This is a genomic window from Actinoplanes sp. HUAS TT8, assembly GCF_051380535.1.
Classification (GTDB): Bacteria; Actinomycetota; Actinomycetes; order Mycobacteriales; family Micromonosporaceae; genus Actinoplanes.
Genome location: NZ_CP195646.1, coordinates 1,441,712 through 1,464,444, shown reverse-complemented (window position 1 = coordinate 1,464,444; position 22,733 = coordinate 1,441,712). Strand labels below are relative to the sequence as shown.

At 70.7% G+C, this 22,733-nt stretch carries 20 protein-coding genes; 12 read left to right on the top strand and 8 right to left on the bottom strand.

What is annotated here, in order from left to right:
• Nucleotides 1-129: 129 nt before the first annotated feature.
• On the bottom strand, nucleotides 130-762 hold the full coding sequence (locus ACSHV8_RS06490) for an FMN-dependent NADH-azoreductase (RefSeq protein ID WP_436530356.1): 633 nt from the start codon (nucleotides 760-762) through the stop codon (nucleotides 130-132).
• A gap of 142 nt (nucleotides 763-904) precedes the next feature.
• Here ACSHV8_RS06490 and ACSHV8_RS06485 point away from each other — a divergent pair, with 142 nt between their 5' ends.
• A complete protein-coding gene (locus ACSHV8_RS06485; RefSeq protein WP_436530355.1) occupies nucleotides 905-1,402 on the top strand; it encodes a MarR family winged helix-turn-helix transcriptional regulator in 498 nt (165 codons plus the stop codon).
• Here ACSHV8_RS06485 and ACSHV8_RS06480 read toward each other — a convergent pair.
• Nucleotides 1,399-3,102 carry a methyl-accepting chemotaxis protein gene (locus ACSHV8_RS06480; protein WP_436530353.1) on the bottom strand — a complete coding sequence of 568 codons (1,704 nt, stop codon included), beginning with the start codon at nucleotides 3,100-3,102 and terminating at the stop codon, nucleotides 1,399-1,401. The genes ACSHV8_RS06485 and ACSHV8_RS06480 overlap by 4 nt on opposite strands.
• Nucleotides 3,103-3,142: 40 nt before the next feature.
• Here ACSHV8_RS06480 and ACSHV8_RS06475 point away from each other — a divergent pair, with 40 nt between their 5' ends.
• Together ACSHV8_RS06475 and ACSHV8_RS06470 are read left to right on the top strand one after the other, a co-directional pair.
• A complete protein-coding gene (locus tag ACSHV8_RS06475; protein ID WP_436530351.1) occupies nucleotides 3,143-4,750 on the top strand; it encodes an acyl-CoA dehydrogenase family protein in 1,608 nt (535 codons plus the stop codon).
• A 31-nt stretch (nucleotides 4,751-4,781) separates the two neighbouring features.
• Nucleotides 4,782-7,052: a putative bifunctional diguanylate cyclase/phosphodiesterase gene (locus ACSHV8_RS06470; RefSeq protein ID WP_436530349.1), complete on the top strand. Its 2,271-nt coding sequence runs from the start codon at nucleotides 4,782-4,784 to the stop codon at nucleotides 7,050-7,052.
• A gap of 858 nt (nucleotides 7,053-7,910) precedes the next feature.
• On the opposite strand, the gene ACSHV8_RS06465 is transcribed toward ACSHV8_RS06470, so the two are convergent.
• Nucleotides 7,911-9,356 carry an ATP-binding protein gene (locus tag ACSHV8_RS06465; RefSeq protein ID WP_436530348.1) on the bottom strand — a complete coding sequence of 482 codons (1,446 nt, stop codon included), beginning with the start codon at nucleotides 9,354-9,356 and terminating at the stop codon, nucleotides 7,911-7,913.
• A 169-nt stretch (nucleotides 9,357-9,525) separates the two neighbouring features.
• Between ACSHV8_RS06465 and ACSHV8_RS06460 the strand changes: the two genes are divergently transcribed.
• Entirely contained in the window at nucleotides 9,526-11,040 is a 1,515-nt protein-coding gene (locus ACSHV8_RS06460) for a M28 family metallopeptidase (protein WP_436530346.1), read from the top strand.
• A 10-nt stretch (nucleotides 11,041-11,050) separates the two neighbouring features.
• On the opposite strand, the gene ACSHV8_RS06455 is transcribed toward ACSHV8_RS06460, so the two are convergent.
• A complete protein-coding gene (locus tag ACSHV8_RS06455; RefSeq protein WP_436530345.1) occupies nucleotides 11,051-12,034 on the bottom strand; it encodes an FUSC family protein in 984 nt (327 codons plus the stop codon).
• A 120-nt stretch (nucleotides 12,035-12,154) separates the two neighbouring features.
• Between ACSHV8_RS06455 and ACSHV8_RS06450 the strand changes: the two genes are divergently transcribed.
• Complete coding sequence (locus ACSHV8_RS06450; protein ID WP_436530344.1) at nucleotides 12,155-12,955, top strand: class I SAM-dependent methyltransferase; 801 nt, start codon at nucleotides 12,155-12,157, stop codon at nucleotides 12,953-12,955.
• Between the two features lie 64 nt (nucleotides 12,956-13,019).
• Here the strand turns inward: ACSHV8_RS06450 and ACSHV8_RS06445 are convergent, their stop codons facing one another.
• Both ACSHV8_RS06445 and ACSHV8_RS06440 read right to left on the bottom strand, forming a co-directional pair.
• A complete protein-coding gene (locus ACSHV8_RS06445; protein WP_436530342.1) occupies nucleotides 13,020-13,577 on the bottom strand; it encodes a hypothetical protein in 558 nt (185 codons plus the stop codon).
• A 69-nt stretch (nucleotides 13,578-13,646) separates the two neighbouring features.
• Nucleotides 13,647-14,573, bottom strand: coding sequence for an alpha/beta hydrolase family protein (locus ACSHV8_RS06440; RefSeq protein ID WP_436530341.1), 927 nt, complete (start codon nucleotides 14,571-14,573; stop codon nucleotides 13,647-13,649).
• Nucleotides 14,574-14,626: 53 nt separating this feature from the next.
• Here ACSHV8_RS06440 and ACSHV8_RS06435 point away from each other — a divergent pair, with 53 nt between their 5' ends.
• Nucleotides 14,627-15,031 carry an SRPBCC family protein gene (locus tag ACSHV8_RS06435; RefSeq protein WP_436530339.1) on the top strand — a complete coding sequence of 135 codons (405 nt, stop codon included), beginning with the start codon at nucleotides 14,627-14,629 and terminating at the stop codon, nucleotides 15,029-15,031.
• On the opposite strand, the gene ACSHV8_RS06430 is transcribed toward ACSHV8_RS06435, so the two are convergent.
• Nucleotides 15,023-15,565, bottom strand: a complete 543-nt coding sequence (locus ACSHV8_RS06430; protein ID WP_436530337.1) for a GNAT family N-acetyltransferase — start codon at nucleotides 15,563-15,565, stop codon at nucleotides 15,023-15,025. The genes ACSHV8_RS06435 and ACSHV8_RS06430 overlap by 9 nt on opposite strands.
• Nucleotides 15,566-15,602: 37 nt before the next feature.
• Nucleotides 15,603-16,532, bottom strand: coding sequence for a hypothetical protein (locus ACSHV8_RS06425; protein ID WP_436530335.1), 930 nt, complete (start codon nucleotides 16,530-16,532; stop codon nucleotides 15,603-15,605).
• Nucleotides 16,533-16,793: 261 nt separating this feature from the next.
• Here ACSHV8_RS06425 and ACSHV8_RS06420 point away from each other — a divergent pair, with 261 nt between their 5' ends.
• The 6 genes from ACSHV8_RS06420 to ACSHV8_RS06395 all read left to right on the top strand — a co-directional run bounded on the left by ACSHV8_RS06420 (nucleotide 16,794) and on the right by ACSHV8_RS06395 (nucleotide 22,688).
• Entirely contained in the window at nucleotides 16,794-17,921 is a 1,128-nt protein-coding gene (locus ACSHV8_RS06420; protein ID WP_436530333.1) for an ABC transporter substrate-binding protein, read from the top strand.
• A complete protein-coding gene (locus ACSHV8_RS06415) occupies nucleotides 17,914-18,816 on the top strand; it encodes an ABC transporter permease (protein ID WP_436530331.1) in 903 nt (300 codons plus the stop codon). Before ACSHV8_RS06420 ends, ACSHV8_RS06415 begins: the two co-directional genes overlap by 8 nt.
• Nucleotides 18,804-19,595: an ABC transporter permease gene (locus tag ACSHV8_RS06410; protein WP_436530329.1), complete on the top strand. Its 792-nt coding sequence runs from the start codon at nucleotides 18,804-18,806 to the stop codon at nucleotides 19,593-19,595. Before ACSHV8_RS06415 ends, ACSHV8_RS06410 begins: the two co-directional genes overlap by 13 nt.
• Nucleotides 19,592-20,611 (top strand): ABC transporter ATP-binding protein, encoded by a 1,020-nt coding sequence (locus ACSHV8_RS06405; protein WP_436530327.1) that lies wholly within the window; start codon nucleotides 19,592-19,594, stop codon nucleotides 20,609-20,611. Before ACSHV8_RS06410 ends, ACSHV8_RS06405 begins: the two co-directional genes overlap by 4 nt.
• A gap of 48 nt (nucleotides 20,612-20,659) precedes the next feature.
• On the top strand, nucleotides 20,660-21,106 hold the full coding sequence (locus ACSHV8_RS06400) for a hypothetical protein (protein WP_436530325.1): 447 nt from the start codon (nucleotides 20,660-20,662) through the stop codon (nucleotides 21,104-21,106).
• A 97-nt stretch (nucleotides 21,107-21,203) separates the two neighbouring features.
• Nucleotides 21,204-22,688, top strand: a complete 1,485-nt coding sequence (locus ACSHV8_RS06395; RefSeq protein ID WP_436530323.1) for a cellulase family glycosylhydrolase — start codon at nucleotides 21,204-21,206, stop codon at nucleotides 22,686-22,688.
• Nucleotides 22,689-22,733: the final 45 nt, after the last annotated feature.

The following is a 22,733-nucleotide window of genomic DNA, read 5'->3' as shown; positions in this document are numbered from 1 at the left end:
TTCCCGAGCGTATCGAGAAACCCGCACGTCCCGCCACGGTCAGTGGCATGAGTGCTTTCCTGGACGTTCTGGAGTTCGCCGGTCAGGCGGCGGCGCTGGCCGCCGCCTGGCTCGGGTGTCGGGCGACGGTCAGCGGGCGGCGTGCTTGCGGGCCGCCTCGTCGGCCGCCTTGTGGGCGGCGTCCTTCATGCCGGCGGCGATGTCGGTGAACTGGTCGAGGGCCGGGTTCTGGCCGACCAGGGTGAACTCGCGCTCGACCAGGGTGAGGTCGGCGCCCCAGATGTCGCCGACGACGCGGCGCAGGTAGTCGGTGTTGTGGTCCCAGCCTTCGCGCGGGGTGCCCGGGCCGTAGGAGCCGCCGCGGGTGGTGAGGACGACGACGGGCTTGCCGTCGAGGTACTTCTCGCCGTTCTCGCCGCCGGCCATGGCCAGGTCGAACCAGGTCTTGACGTGCTGGGAGACGCCGTAGTTGTAGAACGGCAGGGCGAGGATGGCGCCGTCGGCGTCGCGGAGTTCGGCGGCGAGCTCGGCGGCCAGGGCGACGGCCTGCTTCTGGGCGTCGGTGCGGTCGGCCTCCGGGACCCAGCCGGCGGTGGCGGCGAGCTGCCACGCGTTGGAGGGCAGCGGCTCGTTGCCGATGTGCCGGCGGACGATCTTGGTGTCCGGCGCGGTCTCGAGCCACGCGGTCTCAGCGATGTCGGCGAGGGCGCTGCTCGCGGAGTTCGGGCCGAGGATGCTGGCGTCGATACGAAGAATAGCCATCGGTACTGCTCCCGTTGCTTTCGAACTTGAACCGTCAACTCAAGGTAGGCCGCCATGACTTGAAGCGTCAAGTCGCCTGAGTTGACGATTCAAGTTGAATAGATCACCGGGACGATGGCGCGATCAGGCTAAGGTTGTCGCCATGAACACCGAGGAGCCCCGCTGGCTGAACGCGGACGAGTCAGCCAGCTGGCTGGCCCTGCACCGCATGTTGACGCGGCTCCCCGCGGCGCTCGACGCCGATCTGCAGCGTCACGCCGACCTCTCCTTCTTCGAGTATCAGGTGCTCGCCGGCCTCTCCATGAAACCCGACCGCAAGATCCGGATGAGCGACCTGGCCGAGTTCAGCGCCAGCTCGCTGTCCCGCCTCTCGCACACCGCCCGCCGCCTGGAGGCCAAGGGCTGGCTCTACCGCACACCCGACCCCACCGACGGGCGGTACACCCTCGCCGTGCTCACCGACGCCGGGTGGGACAAGGTGGTGGCCACCGCCCCCGGGCACGTCGCCGAGGTCCGCCGGGTCCTGTTCGACGCGCTCACCCAGGCCCAGTTCAAGCAGTTGCGGCAGATCAGCGACCGGGTCAACGACGCCATCGGTGCCGAGCCGTGCCTGGGCGAGCAGGGCAAGAGCCCCTGCTAGGAGCTCAGGTTCTCGATCTGGGTGATGGCGTTCTGCACCTGGTTCACCAGGTCGCTGATGGTGTGCTGCTGACCGTCGGCCACCGACCGCACCTGCCCGATCGCCACCCGCACGTTGTCGATGGTGTCGGTCATCGTCGCCACCGCCCGGGATACCTCGGTCGCCGACGCGGTCAGCGCGCCCAGCGTGGCGGTGATCCGCTCGGTGCTCTCGGCCGTGTTGTCGGCCAGTTTCCGCACCTCGTCGGCGACGACCGCGAAACCGAGACCGGCCTCCCCGGCCCGGGCCGCCTCGATCGTCGCGTTGAGGGCCAGCATCCGGGTCTCCCCGGCGATCGCGGCGATGAGTTTCACCATCTCGCTGGTCGCCGGCAGGCTGACGCTGAGCGCCTCGGCCGCGGTGTCGGCCTGGGTGGCGTGCTCGGCCATCTGCTCGGTGGCGCCGTGCGCGGCGACCGCCCCGGCGTTGATGTCCTGCACCGACGCGCGCACCGCGTCGACCTCGCGGACGGCACCGCTGAGCTGGTGCCGGACACTCCCGATGATCTGGTCGGACTCGGCCTGGGCCTCCCGGCGGGTCTCCTCCCGCTCGCGCTCCTTGGCGGCGAGTTGATCGGCGCGTTCCCGTTCCTGGCGCAGCCGGGAGTCGGCCAGTTCGTGCTCGCCCCGTTCCAGCGCGGCCAGCATGTCGTTGATCGAGCCGCCCAGCTCGTCGATGTCCCGGTTGGCCGAGCGGGGCATGCGCAGTTGCAGGTCACGGGACTTCATGACGCGTTCCATGGCGCGTTGCAACGGCCGTACGTGGTCACCGATCCCGCCCCGGATGAGGAACCCGGAGGCCAGCTTGAGCACGACCATGGCGACCAGCAGGATCAGGCCGATGAGCAGCAGCGTCTGCTGGGCCAGGGCCCGGATCGGCCGGTCGACGAGCACCTCCAGGGTGACCGGGACGCCGTCGACGCCGACCATCGTGCCGTTCACCGCGACCTTGTCGCCGACCACGGCGGTGGTCACCGCGATGTCGCCGTAGCGGCCGGGCAGCGCCGGGTGCCGCTTGCCCTCGCGCGGTTCGGCCCGCAGGGTCAGCGGGTCGGCGACGAGCGCGGAGATGTCGGCCAGCCCGGCCGCGTCCAGCGCGCGGAACAGCAGCAGCGCGCCGCCCGGGCCGCCGGGTGCACCCTGGTCGGGGTAGGCGATGAAGCCGCAGAACTCGTTCGGGGTGCCGGTCACGCTGGTCAGGCCGCACTTCGCGTCCCCCGGGCCGGCGCCCGCGGTGAACAGGTCGCGCAGGGCCGCGGGGTCACGCAGGGCCGCGGGCAGATCTCCGTACGCCGAATTGGCTATTGATCCTCCGACTTTGACCTGGCCGTTCGCGTCGATGCCGATGACCGTGGTGATGCCGTAGCGCGGGCCGAGGACCTGGGCCGGCAGGTCGATCTCGAACCGTTTCTGGTCGCCGTTGCGGATGTCGTCGCGGGAGCTGCTCCAGATCGAGTTGGTCATGCCGAAGTCGCCGAGCCGCTGGAAGTGGGCGCCGAGCGCGACCCGCAACTCCTCGGCCTCGCCGACGTTCTCCCGCTGCTCCAGGTTGTCGAAGGCGCGGATGGTGATCACCCAGACCGGCGGGAACGTGATGCCCAGGATCAGGACGATCAGCCCGAACATCGGCAGTCGCCCGGGCACCCTCAGCCAGCCCACCACGACCTTACGTTATGTGGTTACCGAAGAGTAGGGTGCGGGCGTGACCCACGACGTGTTCAACCAGGTGCCCCCACTGGCCGGATTCGACGTCGCCGCCGACGCCGCGCTGCTCGCCGCGGTCGAGCACGAGGGCGCCGGCTGGGCGACCGGTGACCTGCACAAACTCGGACTCCGGGCGGGTTCCGAGGAGACGCAGCGCTGGGCCGAGGAGGCGAACCGGCACGAGCCGCGCCTGCTCACCCACGACCGGTACGGCCACCGCCTGGACGAGGTCGACTTCCACCCGTCCTGGCACCGGCTCATGGACGTCGCGGTGAGTGAGGGCCTGGCCGGGGCCGCGTGGGCCGATCCGCGGCCGGGCGCGCACGTGGCCCGGGCGGCCGGCTTCTACGTCTGGACGCAGCCCGAGGCCGGGCACGGATGTCCGATCTCGATGACGTACGCGGTGGTCCCGGCCCTGCGCGGCAACCCGGAACTGGCCGCCCACTACGAGCCGCTGCTGACCAGCCGCTCGTACGATCCCGGCCTGCGCACCCCCGGCGAGAAGCGCGGCCTGCTGGCCGGCATGGGCATGACCGAGAAGCAGGGCGGCTCCGACGTCCGGGCCAACACGACGGCGGCCGTCGAGCAGAGTGACGGCACCTGGCGCCTCACCGGTCACAAGTGGTTCACCAGCGCCCCGATGTGCGACGTCTTCCTGGTCCTGGCGCAGGCCCCGGGCGGTCTGTCGTGCTTCCTGGTCCCCCGCGTGCTGCCCGACGGCACCCGCAACCCGTTCCGCATCCAGCGCCTCAAGGACAAGCTCGGCAATCGGAGCAACGCGTCCAGCGAACCCGAGTTCGACGGCACGGTCGCCTGGCTGGTCGGCGGCGAGGGCCAGGGCGTCCGGACGATCATCGAGATGGTGTCGATGACCCGCCTCGACTGCGTGACCGGTTCCGCGGCCGGGATGCGGGCCGCGCTCACCCAGGCGATCCACCACGCGCGGCACCGGTCGGCGTTCGGCGGGCCGCTGATCACCAAGCCGGCCATGCTCAACGTCCTGGCCGACCTGGCGATCGAGTCCGAGGCGGCCACCGTGCTGGCGATGCGGCTGGCCGGGTCGGTCGACCGGGCCGTGCGCGGCGACGCCACCGAGCAGGCGTTCCGCCGGCTGGCCATCCCGGTCGGCAAGTTCTGGGTGTGCAAGCGGCAGCCGGCCGTGGTCGGTGAGGCCCTCGAATGCCTGGGCGGCAACGGCTACGTCGAGGACTCGGGGCTGCCGCGCCTCTACCGGGACGCGCCGCTCAACTCGATCTGGGAGGGCTCGGGCAACGTGCAGGCGCTCGACGTGCTCCGCGCCGTCCAGCGGGCGCCGGAAAGTCTGGAGGCGTTCTTCGCCGAGGTCGGCTCCGAGCCGCGCCTCGACCGCGCGGTCCTCGATCTCAAAACCCAGTTCAACGACAAAGACAACTGGGAGGTACGGGCGAGGCGCGTCGTCGAACGCATGGCCGTCGTCCTGCAGGCGTCGCTGCTGGTCCGTCACGCCCCGGCCCTGGTCGCCGACGCGTTCTGCGCCAGCCGGCTGGACGGCGACTGGGGCCACACGTTCGGGACACTGCCGGCCGGAACCGACCTCGCGGCGATCGTCGAGCGCGCGGCCCCCTAAATTCGGCGCCGGTCGGACCGATCACAGGTCCGTGCGGAACAAGCGGCTCCAGCTGTGGGCGGTGTGGCTGATCCTGGCCGTCATCGCTGCCCTGTGCTTCCCGCTCGTCCCCGACGACACGCTGCCCGCCAAGATCTACGTCAACACGGTCGGCGTCTCGTCGGTCCTGATGACGTTCCTCGGGATCTTCCGGAACAGACCCGAACACCGCGGGCCGTGGCTGCTGTTCGCGTGCGGCATGGCGTTGCTGGTCTCCGGCGACATCACGTACGACATCACCGAACTGCGGCTGGGCGAGTACCCGTACCCGTCCTGGGCCGACGCCATGTACCTCTGCGCCTACCCGTTCCTGCTGGTCCCCGGCATGATCCGGCTCAGCCGGGGCAACCGGGACCGCGACCGCGGCGGCCTCATCGACGCGGCCGTGATCTCCACCGGGATCGGCCTGATCTACTGGGTGTTCGTGGTCGGCCCGACCCTGGGCGACGCCGGCACCCCGATCCTGGAACGGTTCGTCACGATCGGCTACCCGCTGTGCGACGTGATGCTCACCGCGGCGGCGGCCCGGATGTTCACCCGCCCGGAGAACCGCACCCCGAGCCTGCGCCTGCTCGGGCTCGGCTCGTGCATCATGCTGACCTGCGACCTGATCTACACGGCGGCGTCCAGCACGGCCGAGTACACCGGCGGGTTCGTGGACTCGGGATTCCTGATGGCGTACATCTGCTGGGGTGCCTCGGCCCTGCACCCGAGCATGCGGCAACGCCCGCAGACCGGCATCGACCCGCACCGGGTCGGCGGCCGGCGCCTGACCGTGCTCGCCGCGTGCACGCTGCTCGCCCCCGGCCTGCTGTTCCTGCAGGGCGCCAAGGACCCGGCCGACATCGCCTGGGCCGGCATCGGCACCGGCGCGGTCGTCCTGTTCCTGCTCGTACTGTCCCGCACCTGGGGTTTCGTCAAGCAGGTGCAGCGGCAGGCGGGCAAGCTCGAAGACCTGGCCATGCACGACGAACTGACCGGGCTGGCCAACCGGCGCGGCTTCGAACGGCAGCTCACCACCGCACTCGCCACCGGGGCGCCGCACGTGCTGCTGCTCGACCTCAACGGCTTCAAAGCGGTCAACGACCGGTTCGGTCACGCGGTCGGCGACGAGTTGCTGGTGGTGATCGCGCACCGGGTCGCCGACACGCTGCCGGAAGGCGCGCTGGTGGCCCGGATGGGCGGCGACGAGTTCGCCGTCCTGCTCCCGGCCCGCGCCCACGATGTGCTTCCCGCGGCTCGTGACCGCTGTGATCAACTGGCCGAGCGGTTGCACACCGCCATCCGGTTCCCGGTCCACGCCGGCGGCCAGGACCTGCTGGTCGGCGCCAGCATCGGCATCGCCGGCAGCGACGACCCGCTCGACCGCACGCTCGACCAGGTCCTCGACCAGGGCGAGATGCTGCGCCGCGCCGACGTGGCGATGTACGCGGCCAAGGCCGACGGCGGCCGGCACCACCGCTGGTACGCCCCCGACCTCGACACCCAGGCCGGCGAGGAGGCCCGCCTCGGCGCCGACCTGCGCGTAGCCCTCACCGGCGGACAGTTCCACCTGGTCTACCAGCCGATCGTCGAACTGCCGACCGGCACCGTCCTGGCCGTCGAGAGCCTGATCCGCTGGCAGCACCCCGACCGCGGTCTCGTCAGCCCGATCGACTTCATCCCGGTCGCCGAGCGCAACGGCCTGATCATCGAATTAGGTCAATGGATTTTGCGTACGGCCTGCGCCCAGTACCGCACGTGGCAGTCCCGCGGGGTCGCCCCCAAACACGTCGGCGTCAACGTCTCCGCCCGCCAACTGGCCGAACCGGGCTTCGTCGACTCGGTCGCCGCGATCCTCTCCGAAACCGGCATGAGCCCCCACCACCTGGTCGTCGAAATCACCGAAACCACCGTCTTCGGCGGCGGCGTAGCCGTCCGGGCCGTCCACGAACTCCACGAACTGGGCATCGCCATCGCCCTGGACGACTTCGGCACCGGCCACTCCTCCCTCGGCGTCCTCCAGACCGTCCCGGTGAAAATCCTCAAAGTCGACAAGTCCTTCGTCGAGAACGTCACCGTCTCCGACCGCCACTCGGTGATCGCCTCGTCCCTGATCCAGCTCACCTCCGGCCTCGGCCTGATCGCCGTGGCCGAGGGCGTGGAGACCCCGGAACAGGCCGCCGAGCTGCACCGACTCGGCTACCGCCGGGCCCAGGGCTACCACTTCGGCCGCCCCGTCCCCGACCCGTTCGCCGCCCTCCCCCACCCCGCCACCGCCTAACCCACCCCACCCGCCCAACCCGACCCGACCCAGCCCGGCGCAGCGCGGTCCAGCGCGACGCGGCGCGGTCCAGCGCGGCCCAGCCCAGCGCGGCCCAGCCCAGCGCGGCCCAGCCCAGCGCGGCCCAGCCCAGCGCGGCCCAGCCCAGCGCGGCGCGGCGCGACCCAATGCGGCCCAGCCCAGCGCGGCGCGGCGCGACCCAATGCGGCCCAGCCCAGCCCAGCGCGGCCCAGCGCAGCCCAGCGCGGCCCAGCGCAGCCCAGCGCGGCCCAGCGCAGCCCAGCGCAGCCATACGCGGCGGCGCCGACCCGCCCCACTCTGCTCAACCGAATCAGCCGGCCCGGCCCGGCCACGCCCCGCGTCCGCAACCCGAGCAGGCCGAGGACCATGTCCGCCGGCCGACCGTTTCCGCCGGCCGCACTCCCCCAGCTGGTGCTCACGGCTGATCCGAGCTCGGACAGCAGCCGTCAGCGCCAGCCGCACCCACCGAGCTGGCGCTGACGGCTGAAACGAAGCCCCGAGACGACCCTGAGAACCAGCCGAGCACGCCGAGCTGGCGCTCAGGGCTGCAAAAACGCCGGGAAACAACACTCAGCACCAGCTCATCGGGTCCGGCTGGTTCTCAGGGTTGTGCCCGACCGCCCGAGGCAGCACCCGGGAACCGGCCGGCCGGATTCAGCCGGCGCCAACGAGTGGAACCGACAATTGTCCGCGAAAGACGCTAAAGCTACTGAAAGGGATTTGGCGATGATCTTCGGCTATGGGGCGCCCCCCCAAGTCGATTGTCTCGTGGAATGACGAGATCTGGCTGGGGGCCTGTGGACAGGCCGCCAGTGTGGACAAGCTTGACAGCTCCCCTCAGACATGTCCGCGCAGCTCACGCACCGCGGTCAGCAGTTCCTGCTGGGAGATCGGCTCGGCCGCGCCCGTGCGGGCCTCCTGCATCGCCTTGGTCATCTGCACGCGGCGCAGTACTTCTTTGATGTCCGCCCCGGTCATCCCGGTGCTGGCCACGCCGAGTGCCGCCAGGTCCAGTTCCGGCGCGAACATCCGGAATCCGTCTCGTTCGTGGGCGGCCGCCAGTCCTTCGATCATTTTGCGGAAGATTTCCGATCGGCTCACTTCGTCCGGCCGCGGCACGCTGATCTTGATGTCGAAGCGCCCGGATCGGATCAGTGACTCGTCGACCCGTTGCGGAAAGTTCGTCGTGGCCACGACGATCACGTTCGGGTTGGCCTCGAACAGGTCGTTCATCTCCTGCTTGAAGATGCCGGCGACCGCGTTGAGCGCCTGACTCGCCGCGTCCCCGCCCGCGCCCGCGTAGCTGACGATGGAGTCGAATTCGTCGAAGAGCATCAGCGTGGGCACCCGGTAGCGCCGGGCGTCGCGGAAGATCTGTTTGATGTTGCGTTCGGAGCCGCCGAGCCATTTGTCGAGGATCTCCGGGGTGCGGATCTCCCGGAAGTCGGCTCCGATCTCGTTGGCCAGTGCGCGGGACAGCATCGTCTTGCCGGTGCCGGGCGGCCCGTACATCAGGATGCCCTGCGGGCGCCGCGCGCCCCATCGGGCCATGGCTTCGGGGTGGCGGAACGACACGGCGATCTGGCGCAGTTCACCGACCAGGTCGGCCAGGCCGCCGACCATGTCGAGGGTGACCTGCTGGGTGGTGACCGGGGCGGGCGGCGGGGTGGCTTCGCGGCTGAAGACGTACCGACGGCCGGCCAGGGCCTGCGGTTCGGCCAGTTCGGCGACCGCCTGCAGGGTCAGCGTGACGAAGGCGCGCAAGTGGTTGGCGGTGACCTCGTCGCGCGGCACTTCGGAGCGCAACCGGATGACATCGCCGTCGGCCTCGTAGTCGACTTCGGCCTGCAGGCCGACGCCGGCGTCGGCGAACACTCCGGGTCCGCGGTTGGCCGCCGGGCCGCCGGGTTTGTCGAAACCCAGTTTCCGGTACGCCGCGGCGGCCGCCGAGCCGACACCGTCGACGATCCGGGTCGCCACCGGGTCGCCGTCCGCGATGCGTTTGGACAGGAGCACGCCGATCGGGTCGCGGCCGAGCACCATTTTCCGCATCCGCTCGGTGGTCATCGGTTCGGCGCCGGCGTGGATGCGGGCGACGAACACGTGGGCCGGGCCGGTCGTGGTGTCGACGCTCGTCACGGTCACTTCGACGCGCTGGACCGGGGACGGCCAGTCGGCGTGGTGTACGAGGTCGACCGGGTTGACGCGGGCCGCGGCCAGGATGGTGGACGCGTCGATGAGGGTTACGGTGGCTCCGCCGTACTCAAAATTCTCGTCGTGCATGGATTTCCTCCGCTTTCCGACTTTCCCCAGAGTGACACGTCGGCGCTTCCACCCTGACATTCATCTCGGTTAATCTGCTGGCGCTGATCGCCCTCGATGCCGTGGGCGCGGCCGGCGACCCCGGCGGCGGCTCACGGCCGTCGCAGTCGTCGAAAGTGGAGGAAGAACGTTGTCGAAACGGATACTTGCCGTCCCACTCGCTGCCGCTCTGATCGTCGCGCTGGTTCCACAGCCGGCTCGCGCGGTGGACGAGGTCAGCACGAAGAAGCTGCGTGACGCGGTCACGGTCGCCGGGATTCTCGGGCACGAGCGTGTGCTGCAGCGGATCGCGACCCAGAACGGCGGGACCCGGGCGTCGGGTACGCCGGGTTTCGCGGCCAGTGCCTCGTACGTCTCAGGCGTCTTGAAAAATGCCGGCTACCGGGTGACCGAGCAGAAATTCACGTTCCCGTTCTACCGCGAGCTCGCTCCGGCGCAGCTCACCCGGGTCTCGCCGGCCGGCCCGGCCTACGAGACGGTCACCTACGATTATTCGGCCGCCGGTGATGTGACCGGCCAGGTCGTGCCCGCGCTGAACAATGTGCTGCCGCCGACGCCGGCGCCGAGTTCGACCGCCGGTTGCGCCGCGGGCGACTTCACGCCCGCCTCGGCCTCGGCGCCGCAGATCGCGCTGATCCAGCGGGGTGGCTGCGACTTCGCGGTGAAGGCGGCCAACGCGGCCGCGGCCGGGTACGACGCGGCGATCATCTTCAACGAGGGTCAGGTCGGCCGGACCGAGGTGTTCCAGGGCACTCTCGGCGGGCCGTCGGCGATCCCGGTCGTCGGGATCAGCTTCGCGGACGGCAGCGCGCTCGACGACGCCGCCTCGGCCAGGGTGGTGACGGTGCGGCTGCAGACCATCACCGAGGTCAACGCGAACGCCGTGACCAGCAACATCATCGCCGACTCGCCCGGCGGCGACCCGGACAAGGTGCTGGTCGTGGGCTCGCACCTGGACTCGGTGGTGGCCGGTCCCGGCATCAACGACGACGGCAGCGGCACCGCCACCGACCTGGAGATCGCCGTCCAGCTGGCCAAACTGAAGATCAAGCCGCGGCAGAAGGTGCGGTTCGCGTTCTGGGGGGCCGAGGAGGCCGGGCTGCTCGGCTCCGAGCACTACGTGGCCACCCTGCCGGACGCGCAGCTCGCGAAGATCTTCGCGAACCTGAACTTCGACATGCTGGGCTCGCCGAACTACGTCCGTTTCGTCTACGACGGTGACGGCTCGGCCACCGGCGCGTCCGGGCCTTACGGTTCCGACCAGATCGAGGCGCTGTTCACCGGGTACTTCGCCGGTCAGGGCCTGGCCACCGACCCGACCCCGTTCAACGGGCGCAGCGACTACGGTCCGTTCATCCTGGCCGGCATTCCGGCCGGTGGTCTGTTCAGCGGCGCCGAGGGCGAGAAGACCCCGGAGCAGGCGACGGTGTACGGCGGGGTGGCCGGTGCGCCGTACGACTCGTGTTACCACCAGGCCTGCGACGACATCGGCAACCTCAACCCGAAGGCTCTGGCCGAGTTGGGGGACGGGGCCGCGCACGCGGTGCTGACCCTGGCCCTGACCAGGACCGGCTTCTACCCCGACGGCAGCCGCCGGGCCGCCCCGTCGGCCGTCGCCTTCCCGGGCGATCCTCGGGCGAGCTGACCCGGTCCGTCTACCCCGGCCCTCGCCCCACCCGGCGAGGGCCGGCCGCCAGCAGGATCACCGCACAGGCGACGGCCGCACCGACGACGGTTTCCACGCCTCGGTCCCAGAGCAGCCCGCCGATCGCCCGCGGCGCCGCCACCTGGTTCATCAGCAGCGCGAGCGGCGTGATGAACACCATCGCCAGGCCGTAGTGCCGCCCGATGACCAGTTCCGTCGCGATCTGCAGAAGAGCAAGAACCAGAATTGCCGGGTACGGATCCAGATCGAGCACGAGAACAGCGGCCGCGACCGCCAGCCCGACGAGGGTTCCCCCGATCCGATGAGCGGCCCGCCGGAGCCGAGCCGACCGGCCGGCCACGCTCAGCGGCGCCACCGCGGCAACGGTCGCCCAATAGGGGTGTCCGATTCCGATCGCCGTGGCCAGGGCACCGGCCGTCGAGGCCGCCACCCCGCACCAGACCGCCTGACCCACGTCGACCGTCTGGGGCCCGGCGACCGACGGCGCCGGTCGCCACCACGCGTTGCCGACCAGCAGGGAGAACGCCGCACTGGCCAGGACCACGCCGGCCGCCACGGGCAGGTCACCGGCGTGATGCGGGACGGAGGCGACCGCCCCGAACGCGAACGTCAGGAACAGCGCCCCCGGCGGATGCCACTGTTCGGCCGACGCGATCGCCGTCCCGGCCGCGGCGACCAGGCCCACCACCACGACGGCGGGCCAGTTCCGCATCGGCATCGAGCCGACCAGCACCCCGAGCAGCACGGCACCGACCAGGGCGGCGGCCGCGCTCCCCTGCATGACCAGCCGGGCCCGCCCGGTCCGGGTGCGCCCGTAGAGCGAGGTGAACGCGCCGAACGCCGCGTACATCGACCATTCCGGCCGGCCGGCCAGGAACACGACGAGCAGCGGAACCGCGACGCTCACCCCGGCCCGGAGCGCGGCCGGGCCCGCCGCGCGCACCGGCACCGGCATCAAGTTCAAGATCTTCATCCCGTACGGACGATAGGCCCGTCCCGTCGGCCGAGCCCCGGGTTTCTTCCGACCAGCGGAAACGTGTCCCAGCTCCTAATTCGGTCGCCGGGAGGCCGGGTCGACCGCCAGGATTCCGGAATGGACCAGGTGACCAACGAGATCGTGAGCTACTACGAGCATCGGTACGAGGAGGCCACGCGCCTGCAGCGCCGGCCGCAGTCCCGGCTGGAGCGGATCCGCACGCTGGAGCTGCTGCGGGAGTTGCTGCCGCCCGCCCCGGCCCGGGTGCTCGACGTCGGCGGCGGTCCCGGCGCCTACGCCCGCGAGCTGATCACCGACGGTCACCACGTCCGGCTGATCGACATCGTGCCGAGCCACGTCGAGCAGGCCCGCGCCGGTGTGCCGCCGATCGACGCGGTGGTCGGTGACGCCCGCGAGCTGCCCGAGCCGGACGCCGCCCACGACGCCACCCTGCTCCTCGGCCCGCTCTACCACCTGCACGAACGCGCCGATCGGGTGCGCGCGATCCGGGAGGCGATCCGGGTGACCCGGCCCGGCGGTCCGATCGTGGTCGCGGCGATCGGCCGGTTCGCCGGTCCGATCGACTTCGTGGCGACCGCGCGGTTCGACGATCGTACGGTGGCCGAGGCCCGGCGTCTGGTCACCGACGGTGTCAACGACACGTCGATCGGCTTCACCCAGGCGTACTTCCATCGGGTGTCCGAGCTGCGTGACGAGTGCCGCGAGGCCGGGCTGGCCGGTGTCGTGATCCACGGCGTCGAGGGTCCGGCGTGGCCGGCCGCCGAGGCGGCGCAGTCCGGTCCGGACGCCGAGCGGATCTTCGACGCGGCGCTGGAGCTGGCCCGGGTCTACAGCGCCGAGCCGGACGTGGCCGGTGTCAGCGCCCACCTGCTGGCGATCGGCACCCGGGCCGCCTAGGCCGTCGGGTTCGGTGATGCGGCCGGGCGGCGTCGTGGCCGGGCCGGGTCCCCGGACATCACACCTAGGTCCGGCCGCGGCGACCGCGTTTGATCCCCCGTGGCTCCGGGACCTGGGCGATCAGGTGGGCCGGCCAGGTCACCTTCACGGTGCCCTGCGCCTCCCACTCGGTGGTCAGGTCGGTCAGGGTGGTGACGGCCCGCTGGACGTGGTCGTCGGTCCACGGGAACGGCCCGGTGCCGAAGCTGTCCCAGGCGTGCCGGACCAGGACCGGGGTCTGCTCGGCGGCGCCGTCCTCGACCGCGCGGTGGACGACCCCGGCCAGCAGTTCGGCCGTGCCCAGGGTCTGCCGGTGCGCGTCGAGCAGGCGTTTGCTGCGCGCGGCGGCGTCGTGCCGGGGCCGGCCGCCGACCACCCGCATGTTGTCGAAGACGCCCCCGCCGGCGATGGCCCCGAAGACGCCGCCGGACATCTCCAGCGCGAGTTCGGTGGCGTAGTGGGCGAGGTCGTGCGGCACTCGATATTTACGGTCGTAGCCGGGCAGGAGCAGGGACACGCCGTCGGCGCGGTGCACGGTGGCGACGGTCGATCCGGTGGAGCCGCGGATGAACACGACGTGCATGACCGCATCCTCGCACCCAACCCGTGAGTAGGGAACCGGGCGACCGGACGTGCTCCGGCCGCCCGTCGTTCACTTCACGTACGTGACCGTGACATTCGCGTCGGCCGCGTCGCCGGTCGTGTAGACGTACTTCTTGGCGGCCGAGTCGCCCAGCTGCGCGAGCAGCCACTGGGCCGACCAGCGGGCGATCGTCTCGACGCCGGTCGCCTGGTTCAGGGTCTGCGCGGAGGTGTCGGGAATCGCCCCGGCCGGGTTCTGCCCGTCGGTGACGCCGTAGTGGTTGGTCCCGGCCACCTCGATGAACGCCTTGGGCGTGCCGGTGGTCAGGTTGTAGGTGGTCCGGCCCTCGCTCGGGGAGGCGATCCCGTCGGCCGAGCCCTGGACGTAGCCGACCGGCACGGTGTTGAGCACCGGCAGGACCAGCGACGTGCCGTACAGCGTGTTGTTCCCGCCGTAGGTGACCACGGCTTCCAGTTCGCTCGGCGCCGTGTTGGCGATGGCGCAGAACGGGATCACGCAGAGGCCGGTGCTGAGGCTGAGCGCGGTGGCCGCGCCGAACGAGTGCCCGGCCAGGACCAGGGTGTTCTCGTCGATGCGCTTGTACAGCGGGGACGCCGCGTTGTCGTCCTCGGCGTCGGCCCAGCTGACCGTCCACCCGGCCTGGGCGCCCTCGGGGTAGAGGCCGCTCGTGCCGAACAGCGAGCGGGTGTGGTTGGGGACGGCGACGACGAAGCCGTACGAGGCGAGCGTCGACGCGTAGACCGAGTAGTTCGACTTGTCGACGTTCGCGCCCTGCAGCAGCAGCGCCACCGGAAGCCGGCTGCCCTTGACCGGGTAGTAGACGTCGGCGCTGTCGCCGTTGATCGTCGTCGGGTAACTGGCGACGGCCGTGGTGGCGGCCTGGGCGGTAGCCGGCGCGACGAGCACCCCGGCGAGTGCGGTGACCACGGCCACCGACATGATGCGTTTCCAAGAACGGAACAGCGTCACATTCATGGATACGGATGATGTCGGCGGGAACGGGTCCCGTCAAGTGGCAGGATGGGGCGATGGCTACCGAATCCCGGCATGTGACCGAGTACATCGACCGCCCGGCCCGGGTGGTGTACGAGTACGCCGCCGAGCCCGCCAACCTCGCGCACTGGGCCGCCGGCCTGGGCAGTTCGATCCGGCGGGAGGACGGCCGCTGGTTCGTCGACGTGCCCCAGGGCGGCCGGGCCGAGGTGGCCTTCGTCGCGCGCAACGACCTGGGCGTGCTCGATCACGAGGTGCACCTGCCGGACGGCGGGATCGTCTACATCCCCGTACGGGTGATCGCCGACGGCGAGAACGCGGAGGTGGTGCTGACCGTGCGCCGTGCGGCCGGGATGACCGACGACGAGTTCGACCGGGACGCCGCCGCCGTGGCCACCGACCTGGCGACGCTCAAGCAGATCCTGGAGGCGTCAGCCTAGGCGCTGCTCCAGGACCTGGCCGGGCCACTGCTTCTCGCCCTGCGGGACGGTGAACGCCTGGGTCGCGGTGAAGCCCTGACTCTCGTAGTAGCGCACCAGCGCCCGGTCGTCGCCGGCGTAGCAGTCCACCCGCAGCAGCCCGGCGCCGGAGGCGACCGCGAGCCGGCGGGCGTAGGACAGCAGCCGCCGCCCGAGGCCCTCGCCCGGATGCCGCCGGTCGGTCACCAGCAGTACGACGTAGAGCTCGTGCTCGGGCGCCGGGCCGACGTAGGCCGGCGGCTGACCGACCCCGAGCGCGCCGACCACCGTGTCGCCGCGCACGGCCAGGTGCAGGCCGCCGTCGGCCGCGATCTCGGAGATGAGTGTTGTCAGGCGGCGGCTCCCGGAGAGCGGCTCGGTGCCCCACTGACCGTGCCGGCCGCGGGCGGTGAGCCACTGCACCGCGCCGTCGAGCAGCGCCATCACGGCCGGGACGTCGTCGGCGCCGCCCCGCCGGACGTCCGTCCACTCTGTACCGTCAGTCACCTTTCCCATTACACCCGGAAACGCTTCCCACCGGAAGTACCGAGGTTCAGGGGCAGTCGTCGGGGACGTCCAGGGAGTGGTCCGCCTTCGCCATCGCCGCCTCGTCCTCGAGGTCGGGCCGGCCGCCGCCCCCGCCCTTCGGGGTGGGCGCCAGCAGGCCCTTCTTGATCGCGGCGCAGTCGACCCAGGCGTTGTACCCGTTGTTGCTCTGGATCCACATGCCCTTGTCCTCGGCCCGCATGTTCTCGGCCTTGGGGAAGTCCCAGACGATCTCGCTGTGCGACACCGCCAGCGGCTTGTAGGCGAAGTCGCCCTCGAACGCGTACACCCAGACGAAGTTGGTCGTGACCCGCAGCGTCCGGTAGCTGCCGTCGGCCACCGACGCGTAGGTCACCCGCCCGCTGACCCGGGGCGGGTTCCGCGCGTCCAGCTTGACGGCCGGGTCGATCCAGGTGGCGACCGCTCGTCCCGTCCCGTCCTTGAACCAGCCCGCGGTCGAGGCCCGCATGGTCGGCGACAGCAGGGCCAGGAAGCGGTCCGGCTTGTGCCGGATCGTCATGTCGGGGTCGAGGTGCGCGGCCACGAGCGCCTTGCGCACCTGGTTCAACGACGCCGTGACCTCCGCCGCGCTGAAGCCGGTCACCGCCTTCGCCGGCGGCAGCGTGATCCCCTTCTCCCCGACCGGATAGGTCGCGGCCGCGGTCCCCTCGAACGGCGAGGTCGGCCGGGCACTGGCCGAGGTGGTCGCGGTCACCCCGTCGACGGCGGCCGGCGCCGCCTCGGTGTGGTCGGGCCAGGCCGAGCGGATCAGCGGCACCGCGGCCACGATCAGGGCGGTGGCCACCCCGGCCATCACGACATAGCGGAGTTTCGACACGAATCCGCCGAACCGCCGCTGGCGCCTCACCTTCCGCTCGGTTTTCCGGGCCCAGTCCTGCAGGCCGGCGAGCGGGTCGAGGTCGTCGTGCTCGTTCACTTTTATGTTTCCCCATGTCACAGGTCGATCAGCGCGGCCACAGTATGGACGTTCCTCTCTTGTAATAGAAGACCGCTTTCGATCAGCAATTCGGCATGCGAAGGTGCAGGGAAACCCTTCGACGTGACGGGGGTCGCAAGGAGACTCCGGAGCAGCGAAGATGTCGCTCTCCGGCTTCCTGACGTACGCCTGGCCTCCACCAAGCACTTTCATGATCCACCAGCGTGTGCCGGATGACGGCACCGCAGAAGGAGGAACACAGTGCGCAAGCTCAATCGTTCGGTCGTCGTCGCCGTGGCGGCCGTCACCATAACCGCGGTCACCGCCTGCTCGCCGCCCGAGAAGAAGTCGGACGCGACCGCGGACGGCGGAGCCAGTGCCGCCACCGCGACCAGCGCCCAGGACCTGGGTGGACTGGACGCCCTGGTCGCCGCGGCCAAGAAGGAGGGTGCGCTGAACGTGATCGCGCTGCCCCCGACATGGGCGAACTACGGCGAGATCATCAAGGCGTTCGGCGACAAGTACGGCATCAAGGTCAACTCGGCCCAGCCGGACGGGTCCAGCCAGGACGAGATCAACGCCGCCGACCAGCTCAAGGGTCAGGACAGCGCCCCCGACGTGTTCGACCTGGGCGGCTCGGTGGCCACCGCGAACACCGCCAAGTTCGCGCCGTACAAGGTCGCGACCTGGGGTGACATCGCCGACGGCCAGAAGGAGGCGACCGGCCTCTACGTGAACGACTACGGCGGCTACATGTCGATCGGCTACGACAGCGCCAAGGTCCCGGCCCCGACGAGCGTCGCCGACCTGCTCAAGCCCGACTACAAGGGCAAGGTCGCGCTGAACGGCGACCCGACCCAGGCCGGTTCCGCGTTCGGCGCCGTGCAGGCCGTCTCGATCGCCCAGGGCGGCACCGTCGACGACATCACCAAGGCGCTCGACTTCTTCGGCCAGCTGAAGAAGGCCGGCAACTTCCTGCCGGTCGACCCGACCGACGCCACCATCCAGTCCGGCCAGACCCCGGTCGTCTTCGACTGGGACTACCTGAACGCCGCGCAGACCGCCAAGGTCCCGACCTGGAAGGTCGTCGTCCCGGCCAACGCCGTGCTCGGCTCGTACTACAACCAGGCGATCAACAAGGGGGCCCCGCACCCGGCCGCCGCGCGTCTGTGGGAGGAGTTCCTCTACTCCGACGAGGGCCAGAACCTGTGGCTCAAGGGTGGCGCCCGCCCGGTCCGCGCCGACGCCATGGTGAAGGCCGGCACGGTCGACAAGACCGCCTACGCGGCCCTGCCCGCGGTCACCGGCACCCCGGTCTTCCCGACCGAGGACCAGACCAAGAAGGCGAAGGACCAGCTGGCCGCGAGCTGGGCCAAGACTGTTGGCTGAGATCGCTGAAGCCGCTCCGCAGCGCGTGGCCTCCGGGCCGCGCCTGCGGGGCGCCGCGTCCCTGCTGGGCACGGTCCCCTTCTTCGCGTACGTGGCGATCTTCCTGATCATCCCCACCCTGGTGGTGGCGATCGGGGCGTTCACCGGCGACGGCGGCCACGGCTTCACCCTGGACAACGTGCGCGCGCTGGCCGACGAGTACATCATCGCCGCCTTCGGCCGCAGTGTGCTGCTCTCCGCGCTCAGCGCCCTGTTCGGCGCGGTGCTGGGCGGCCTGCTGGCGTACGCCGTGAGCACCGCCCGGCCCGACGGCGTGCTGCGTCGCGTGGTGACCGCGTTGTCCGGCGTGCTCGCGCAGTTCGGCGGGGTCACGCTGGCCTTCGCGTTCCTGGCCACGATCGGCCTTTCCGGCTTCGTCACGGTCTGGCTCCAGGACCACACCGGGTTCTACATCTTCGAGAACGGCGTGTGGCTGTTCGAGCTGCCCGGACTGGTGCTGATCTACACGTACTTCCAGATCCCGCTGATGGTGATCGTGTTCCTGCCCGCCCTGGACGGCATCCGTCCACAGTGGCGTGAGGCGACCGAGAGCCTCGGCGGCACCACCTGGGAGTACTGGACCCGGGTGGCCGGGCCGCTCCTCGCGCCCGCGTTCCTCGGTTCGGCGCTGCTGCTGTTCGCCAACGCCTTCTCCGCGTACGCGACGGCGGCCGCCCTGGTCAGCCAGGGCAGCCCGATCATCCCGCTGCAGATCCGCGGCGCCCTGACCAGCGAGGTCGTGCTCGGTCAGGCCAACCTCGGCAAGGCGATGGCGCTCGGCATGGTCATCATCGTCGCCGTCGTCATGGCGCTCTACGCCCTGCTTCAGAAAAGGACGGCCAAGTGGCTGGGGTGATCGCCCGCCGGGCCCGCAAGCAGCGCGCCTTCCGCTGGATCGTGCTGACCCTGCTCGGTGTCTTCTTCGCGCTGCCCATGGTGGCCATGGTCGAGTTCAGCACCCGCACGCCGGGCACCTGGTCGTTGCTGGTGAACTGGTCGCGGCTGACCGAGACGTACCCGGCCCTGGCCGACGGCATCGTCGCCTCGCTGGAGCAGGCCGCGCTGACCGCGCTGCTGATGCTCGTGCTGCTGGTGCCGACCGCGATCTGGGTGCGGCTGCGGCTGCCCCGGATCCGGCGACTCATCGAGTTCCTGTGCCTGCTGCCCCTGACGATCCCGGCGATCGTGCTGGTCGTCGGGCTCGCGCCGGTGTACGCCTGGGTCAACTACTTCGTCGGTGGATCCTCACTGACGCTCGTCTTCGCGTACACCATCCTGGTTCTGCCCTATGCCTATCGCGCGATCGACGCGGGACTGTCCGCCATCGACGTGAAGACGCTGGCCGAGGCCGCCCGCGGGCTCGGATCCGGCTGGTTCACGGTGATGTGGCGGGTCGTGCTGCCGAACATCCGCTCGGCGGTGCTGTCGGCGGCGTTCCTGACCGTGGCGCTGGTGCTCGGCGAGTTCACCATCGCGTCGCTGCTGCACCGCACCAACCTGCAGGTCGCCATCGAGTTCCTGGGCAAGAGCAGCGCCACCATGTCGGTCGCGGTGTCGCTGACCGCGCTGCTGCTCGCATTCGTACTCCTGCTCCTGCTGTCTCTGGTCGGCTCCTCCCGAAGGGGAAAGAAATGAGCGGCGTCGCCGTCCACCTCAAAGGCCTTCGCCGTACGTTCGGCACCGTGCACGCCCTCGACGACCTCGACCTGGAGATCGCGCCGGGCGAGTTCATCGCGCTGCTCGGCCCCTCCGGCTGCGGCAAGACCACCGCGCTGCGGGTGCTCGCCGGGCTGGAGGAGGCCGACCAGGGGCAGGTGCTGGTCGACGGCAAGGACGTCACCCGGCTGCCGGCCAACAAGCGTGACATGGGCATGGTGTTCCAGGCCTACAGCCTGTTCCCGCACCTGACCGCGCTGCAGAACGTCGAGTTCGGGCTGCGCCTGCGCGGCCGGAAGAAGGCGGCCGGGCGCGCGCAGGAGATGCTCGACCTGGTCGGGCTCAGCACGCACGCCGGCCGGTACGCCAACCAGCTCTCCGGCGGCCAGCAGCAGCGGGTCGCGCTGGCCCGGGCCCTGGCCATCGAGCCGACCGTGCTGTTGCTCGACGAGCCGCTGTCCGCCCTGGACGCCAAGGTGCGGGTGCAGCTGCGCGACGAGATCCGCCGGATCCAGACCGAGGTGGGCACCACCACCCTGTTCGTCACCCACGACCAGGAGGAGGCCCTCGCGGTCGCCGACCGGGTCGGCGTGATGAAGTCCGGCACATTGGAGCAGCTGGCCGCCCCGGCCGAGGTCTACCTGCGTCCCGCGACGGCGTTCGTGGCCGATTTCGTCGGGCTCAGCAACCGCCTGCCCGGCACCGTCGAGGGCGACGTGGTCGACGTGCTCGGCAACCGGCTCCCCCTGGTCGCGCCGCACGCCGGTGGGCCGGTCACGGCGCTGGTCCGGCCCGAGTCGGTGGGCGTCGTGCCTGATCCGGACGGTTCCGGACGGGTGCTGACGGCCAGCTTCCTCGGCCCGACCAGCCGGGTCACGGTCACCGTCGGTGATCATGTGGTGGTGGCCCAGGTCTCCGGGTCCGAACTGCCCGAGCTGACCCCGGGCAGCGCGGTGCGCCTGGAGCTGCGTCCGGTCCCGGTCGCCACGGAATAAATCTACATAGGGCTTGACCCGGGCGTATCCACGTCTACCGTTTCGGTTATGGACGGCGAGGAGTTCATCCACACGGCCCTCGTCGTGGCGTTCACGGCGGACTCGGGTCACCCCCGGGGCCTCGAGTACGCCATTGACGAGATCTACCGGCTGTTGCACGAGGCCCCGGCGGGCCATCCCGATCTCGTCATCGGGTGGGGAGTTCTCTTCGACCTGCTCCAGGAACGGGCCGAGGCCACCGGGGACCTCGCCGACTGGGATGCGCTGGTGGACGCGGCCGGCTGCATGGTCCTGGTCGCCGACACCGGGACCGAACTGGCCGTACGGGCCTGGCGGCGGCAGTGGCAGTCGTTGCTGCTGCGCCACCAGGTGACCCGGGATCCGGCCGACCTCAAGGATGCCGAAGTGGCCGCCGCGGCCCTCGCCGCGGCGGCTCTCGCCGTGCCCGCCGCTCCCCATCAGCCACGGCCGCGCCGGCCGTGGCGCTGTGATTGATCCAGGGGCCGCTGTTTACACGTATTCCGGGGCGGGTTACAGTCGTCACCCTCGCATGGGAGCGCTCCCATAGCCCATCCCCAAAGGTGACGAAGCGTTGAAGCGTAGCCTCAAAGTCGTTCTGGCCTCGGCGTTCGCCGTCGCCACCGTTTCTGCGGCGGCGCTCTTCGCCCTGCCGGCCGGCGCGGAGGCCGCCTCGTTCACCGTGACCAACTCGTGGAGCTCCGGCTACCAGGCCGAGATCACCGTCAGCAACCCGGCATCGTCGGCCATCAGCACGTGGAAGGTGGAGCTGACGCTGCCCACCGGATCCACCGTCGGCCAGGCGTGGAACGCGACCCTGGCCACGGCCGGGCAGAACGTCACGTTCACGCCGGCCGGGTGGAACGCCTCGATCGCCGGTGGGGCGTCGACCAGCTTCGGGTTCATCGTGAACGGGGCCGGGCGGCCTACATCGTGCACGGTGAACGGGCAGGCGTGCACGGGTGTCACCGGCTCGCCCGCCACCAGCGCGGCCGGCAGCGCTCCGACCAGTGCCGCGGCCCCGGCCGGGGCCTCGCCGTCCGCCACCACCGCATCGCCCTCCCCCTCGGCCACGGCTACGGCTTCACCCACGGCCACCGCTTCCCCCACGCCCTCCGCGCCGGCCGGGACCACCCCGCTGGCGATCAACGGGCAGCTCAAGGTGTGCGGGACGAACCTGTGCAACGCGGCCGGCAAGAAGATCCAGCTGCGCGGGGTGAGCAGTCACGGCATCCACTGGTTCCCCAGCTGCTACACCGGGACGGCGTTGGACGCGCTGGCCACCGACTGGAACGCCGACCTGTTCCGGATCGCCATGTACGTCCAGGAGGGCGGCTACGAGTCCGACCCGAGTGGACTGACCGGCCAGGTCAACCAGCTGGTCGACATGGCCGAGGCGCGCGGGATGTACGCGCTGATCGACTTCCACGTCCTCAACCCCGGTGACCCGAACTACAACCTGGCCCGGGCCAAGGAGTTCTTCGCCGCGGTGGCCGCGCGCAACGCCACCAAGAAGAACGTGATCTACGAGATCGCCAACGAGCCCAACGGGGTCGGCTGGGCCGGCATCAAGAGCTACGCCGAGCAGGTCATCCCGGTGATCCGCGCCAACGACCCGGACGGCATCGTGGTGGTCGGGACCCGCGGCTGGTCGTCGCTCGGCGTCTCCGAGGGCTCGTCGTCGGCCGAGATCATCAGCAACCCGGTGAACGCGACGAACATCATGTACGCGTTCCACTTCTACGCGGCGTCGCACAAGGACAACTACCGGGCCGAGGTCACGACCGCGGCCGCGTCGCTGCCCCTGTTCGTCACCGAGTTCGGTACGGTCAGCGCCAGCGGGGACGGCGCGGTGGACACGGCCGGCACGAACGCGTGGCTCGATCTGCTCGACCGGTTGAAGATCAGTTACGCGAACTGGAACTTCGCCGACAAGAGCGAGGGCAGTTCGATCCTGAAGCCGGGCGCGTGCGCGGCCGGGACGTTCGCGGGCACGAGCGTCCTCACCGAATCCGGGCAGTTGATCCGGTCCCGTATCCGCACCGCCGACGACTTCTAGATCGGCTCACCCATGAGACGCCGGCGGCCTGCTCTCCCCTGCGCG

Coding starts and splice junctions, on each gene's coding strand:
- ACSHV8_RS06405 (WP_436530327.1), top strand. CDS start 19,592: ATGAGCGGCGTCGCCGTCCACCTCAAAGGCCTTCGCCGTACGTTCGGC.
- ACSHV8_RS06440 (WP_436530341.1), bottom strand. CDS start 14,573: ATGAATGTGACGCTGTTCCGTTCTTGGAAACGCATCATGTCGGTGGCC.
- ACSHV8_RS06445 (WP_436530342.1), bottom strand. CDS start 13,577: ATGCACGTCGTGTTCATCCGCGGCTCCACCGGATCGACCGTCGCCACC.
- ACSHV8_RS06465 (WP_436530348.1), bottom strand. CDS start 9,356: ATGCACGACGAGAATTTTGAGTACGGCGGAGCCACCGTAACCCTCATC.
- ACSHV8_RS06400 (WP_436530325.1), top strand. CDS start 20,660: ATGGACGGCGAGGAGTTCATCCACACGGCCCTCGTCGTGGCGTTCACG.
- ACSHV8_RS06430 (WP_436530337.1), bottom strand. CDS start 15,565: ATGGGAAAGGTGACTGACGGTACAGAGTGGACGGACGTCCGGCGGGGC.
- ACSHV8_RS06455 (WP_436530345.1), bottom strand. CDS start 12,034: ATGAAGATCTTGAACTTGATGCCGGTGCCGGTGCGCGCGGCGGGCCCG.
- ACSHV8_RS06485 (WP_436530355.1), top strand. CDS start 905: ATGAACACCGAGGAGCCCCGCTGGCTGAACGCGGACGAGTCAGCCAGC.
- ACSHV8_RS06490 (WP_436530356.1), bottom strand. CDS start 762: ATGGCTATTCTTCGTATCGACGCCAGCATCCTCGGCCCGAACTCCGCG.
- ACSHV8_RS06435 (WP_436530339.1), top strand. CDS start 14,627: ATGGCTACCGAATCCCGGCATGTGACCGAGTACATCGACCGCCCGGCC.
- ACSHV8_RS06450 (WP_436530344.1), top strand. CDS start 12,155: ATGGACCAGGTGACCAACGAGATCGTGAGCTACTACGAGCATCGGTAC.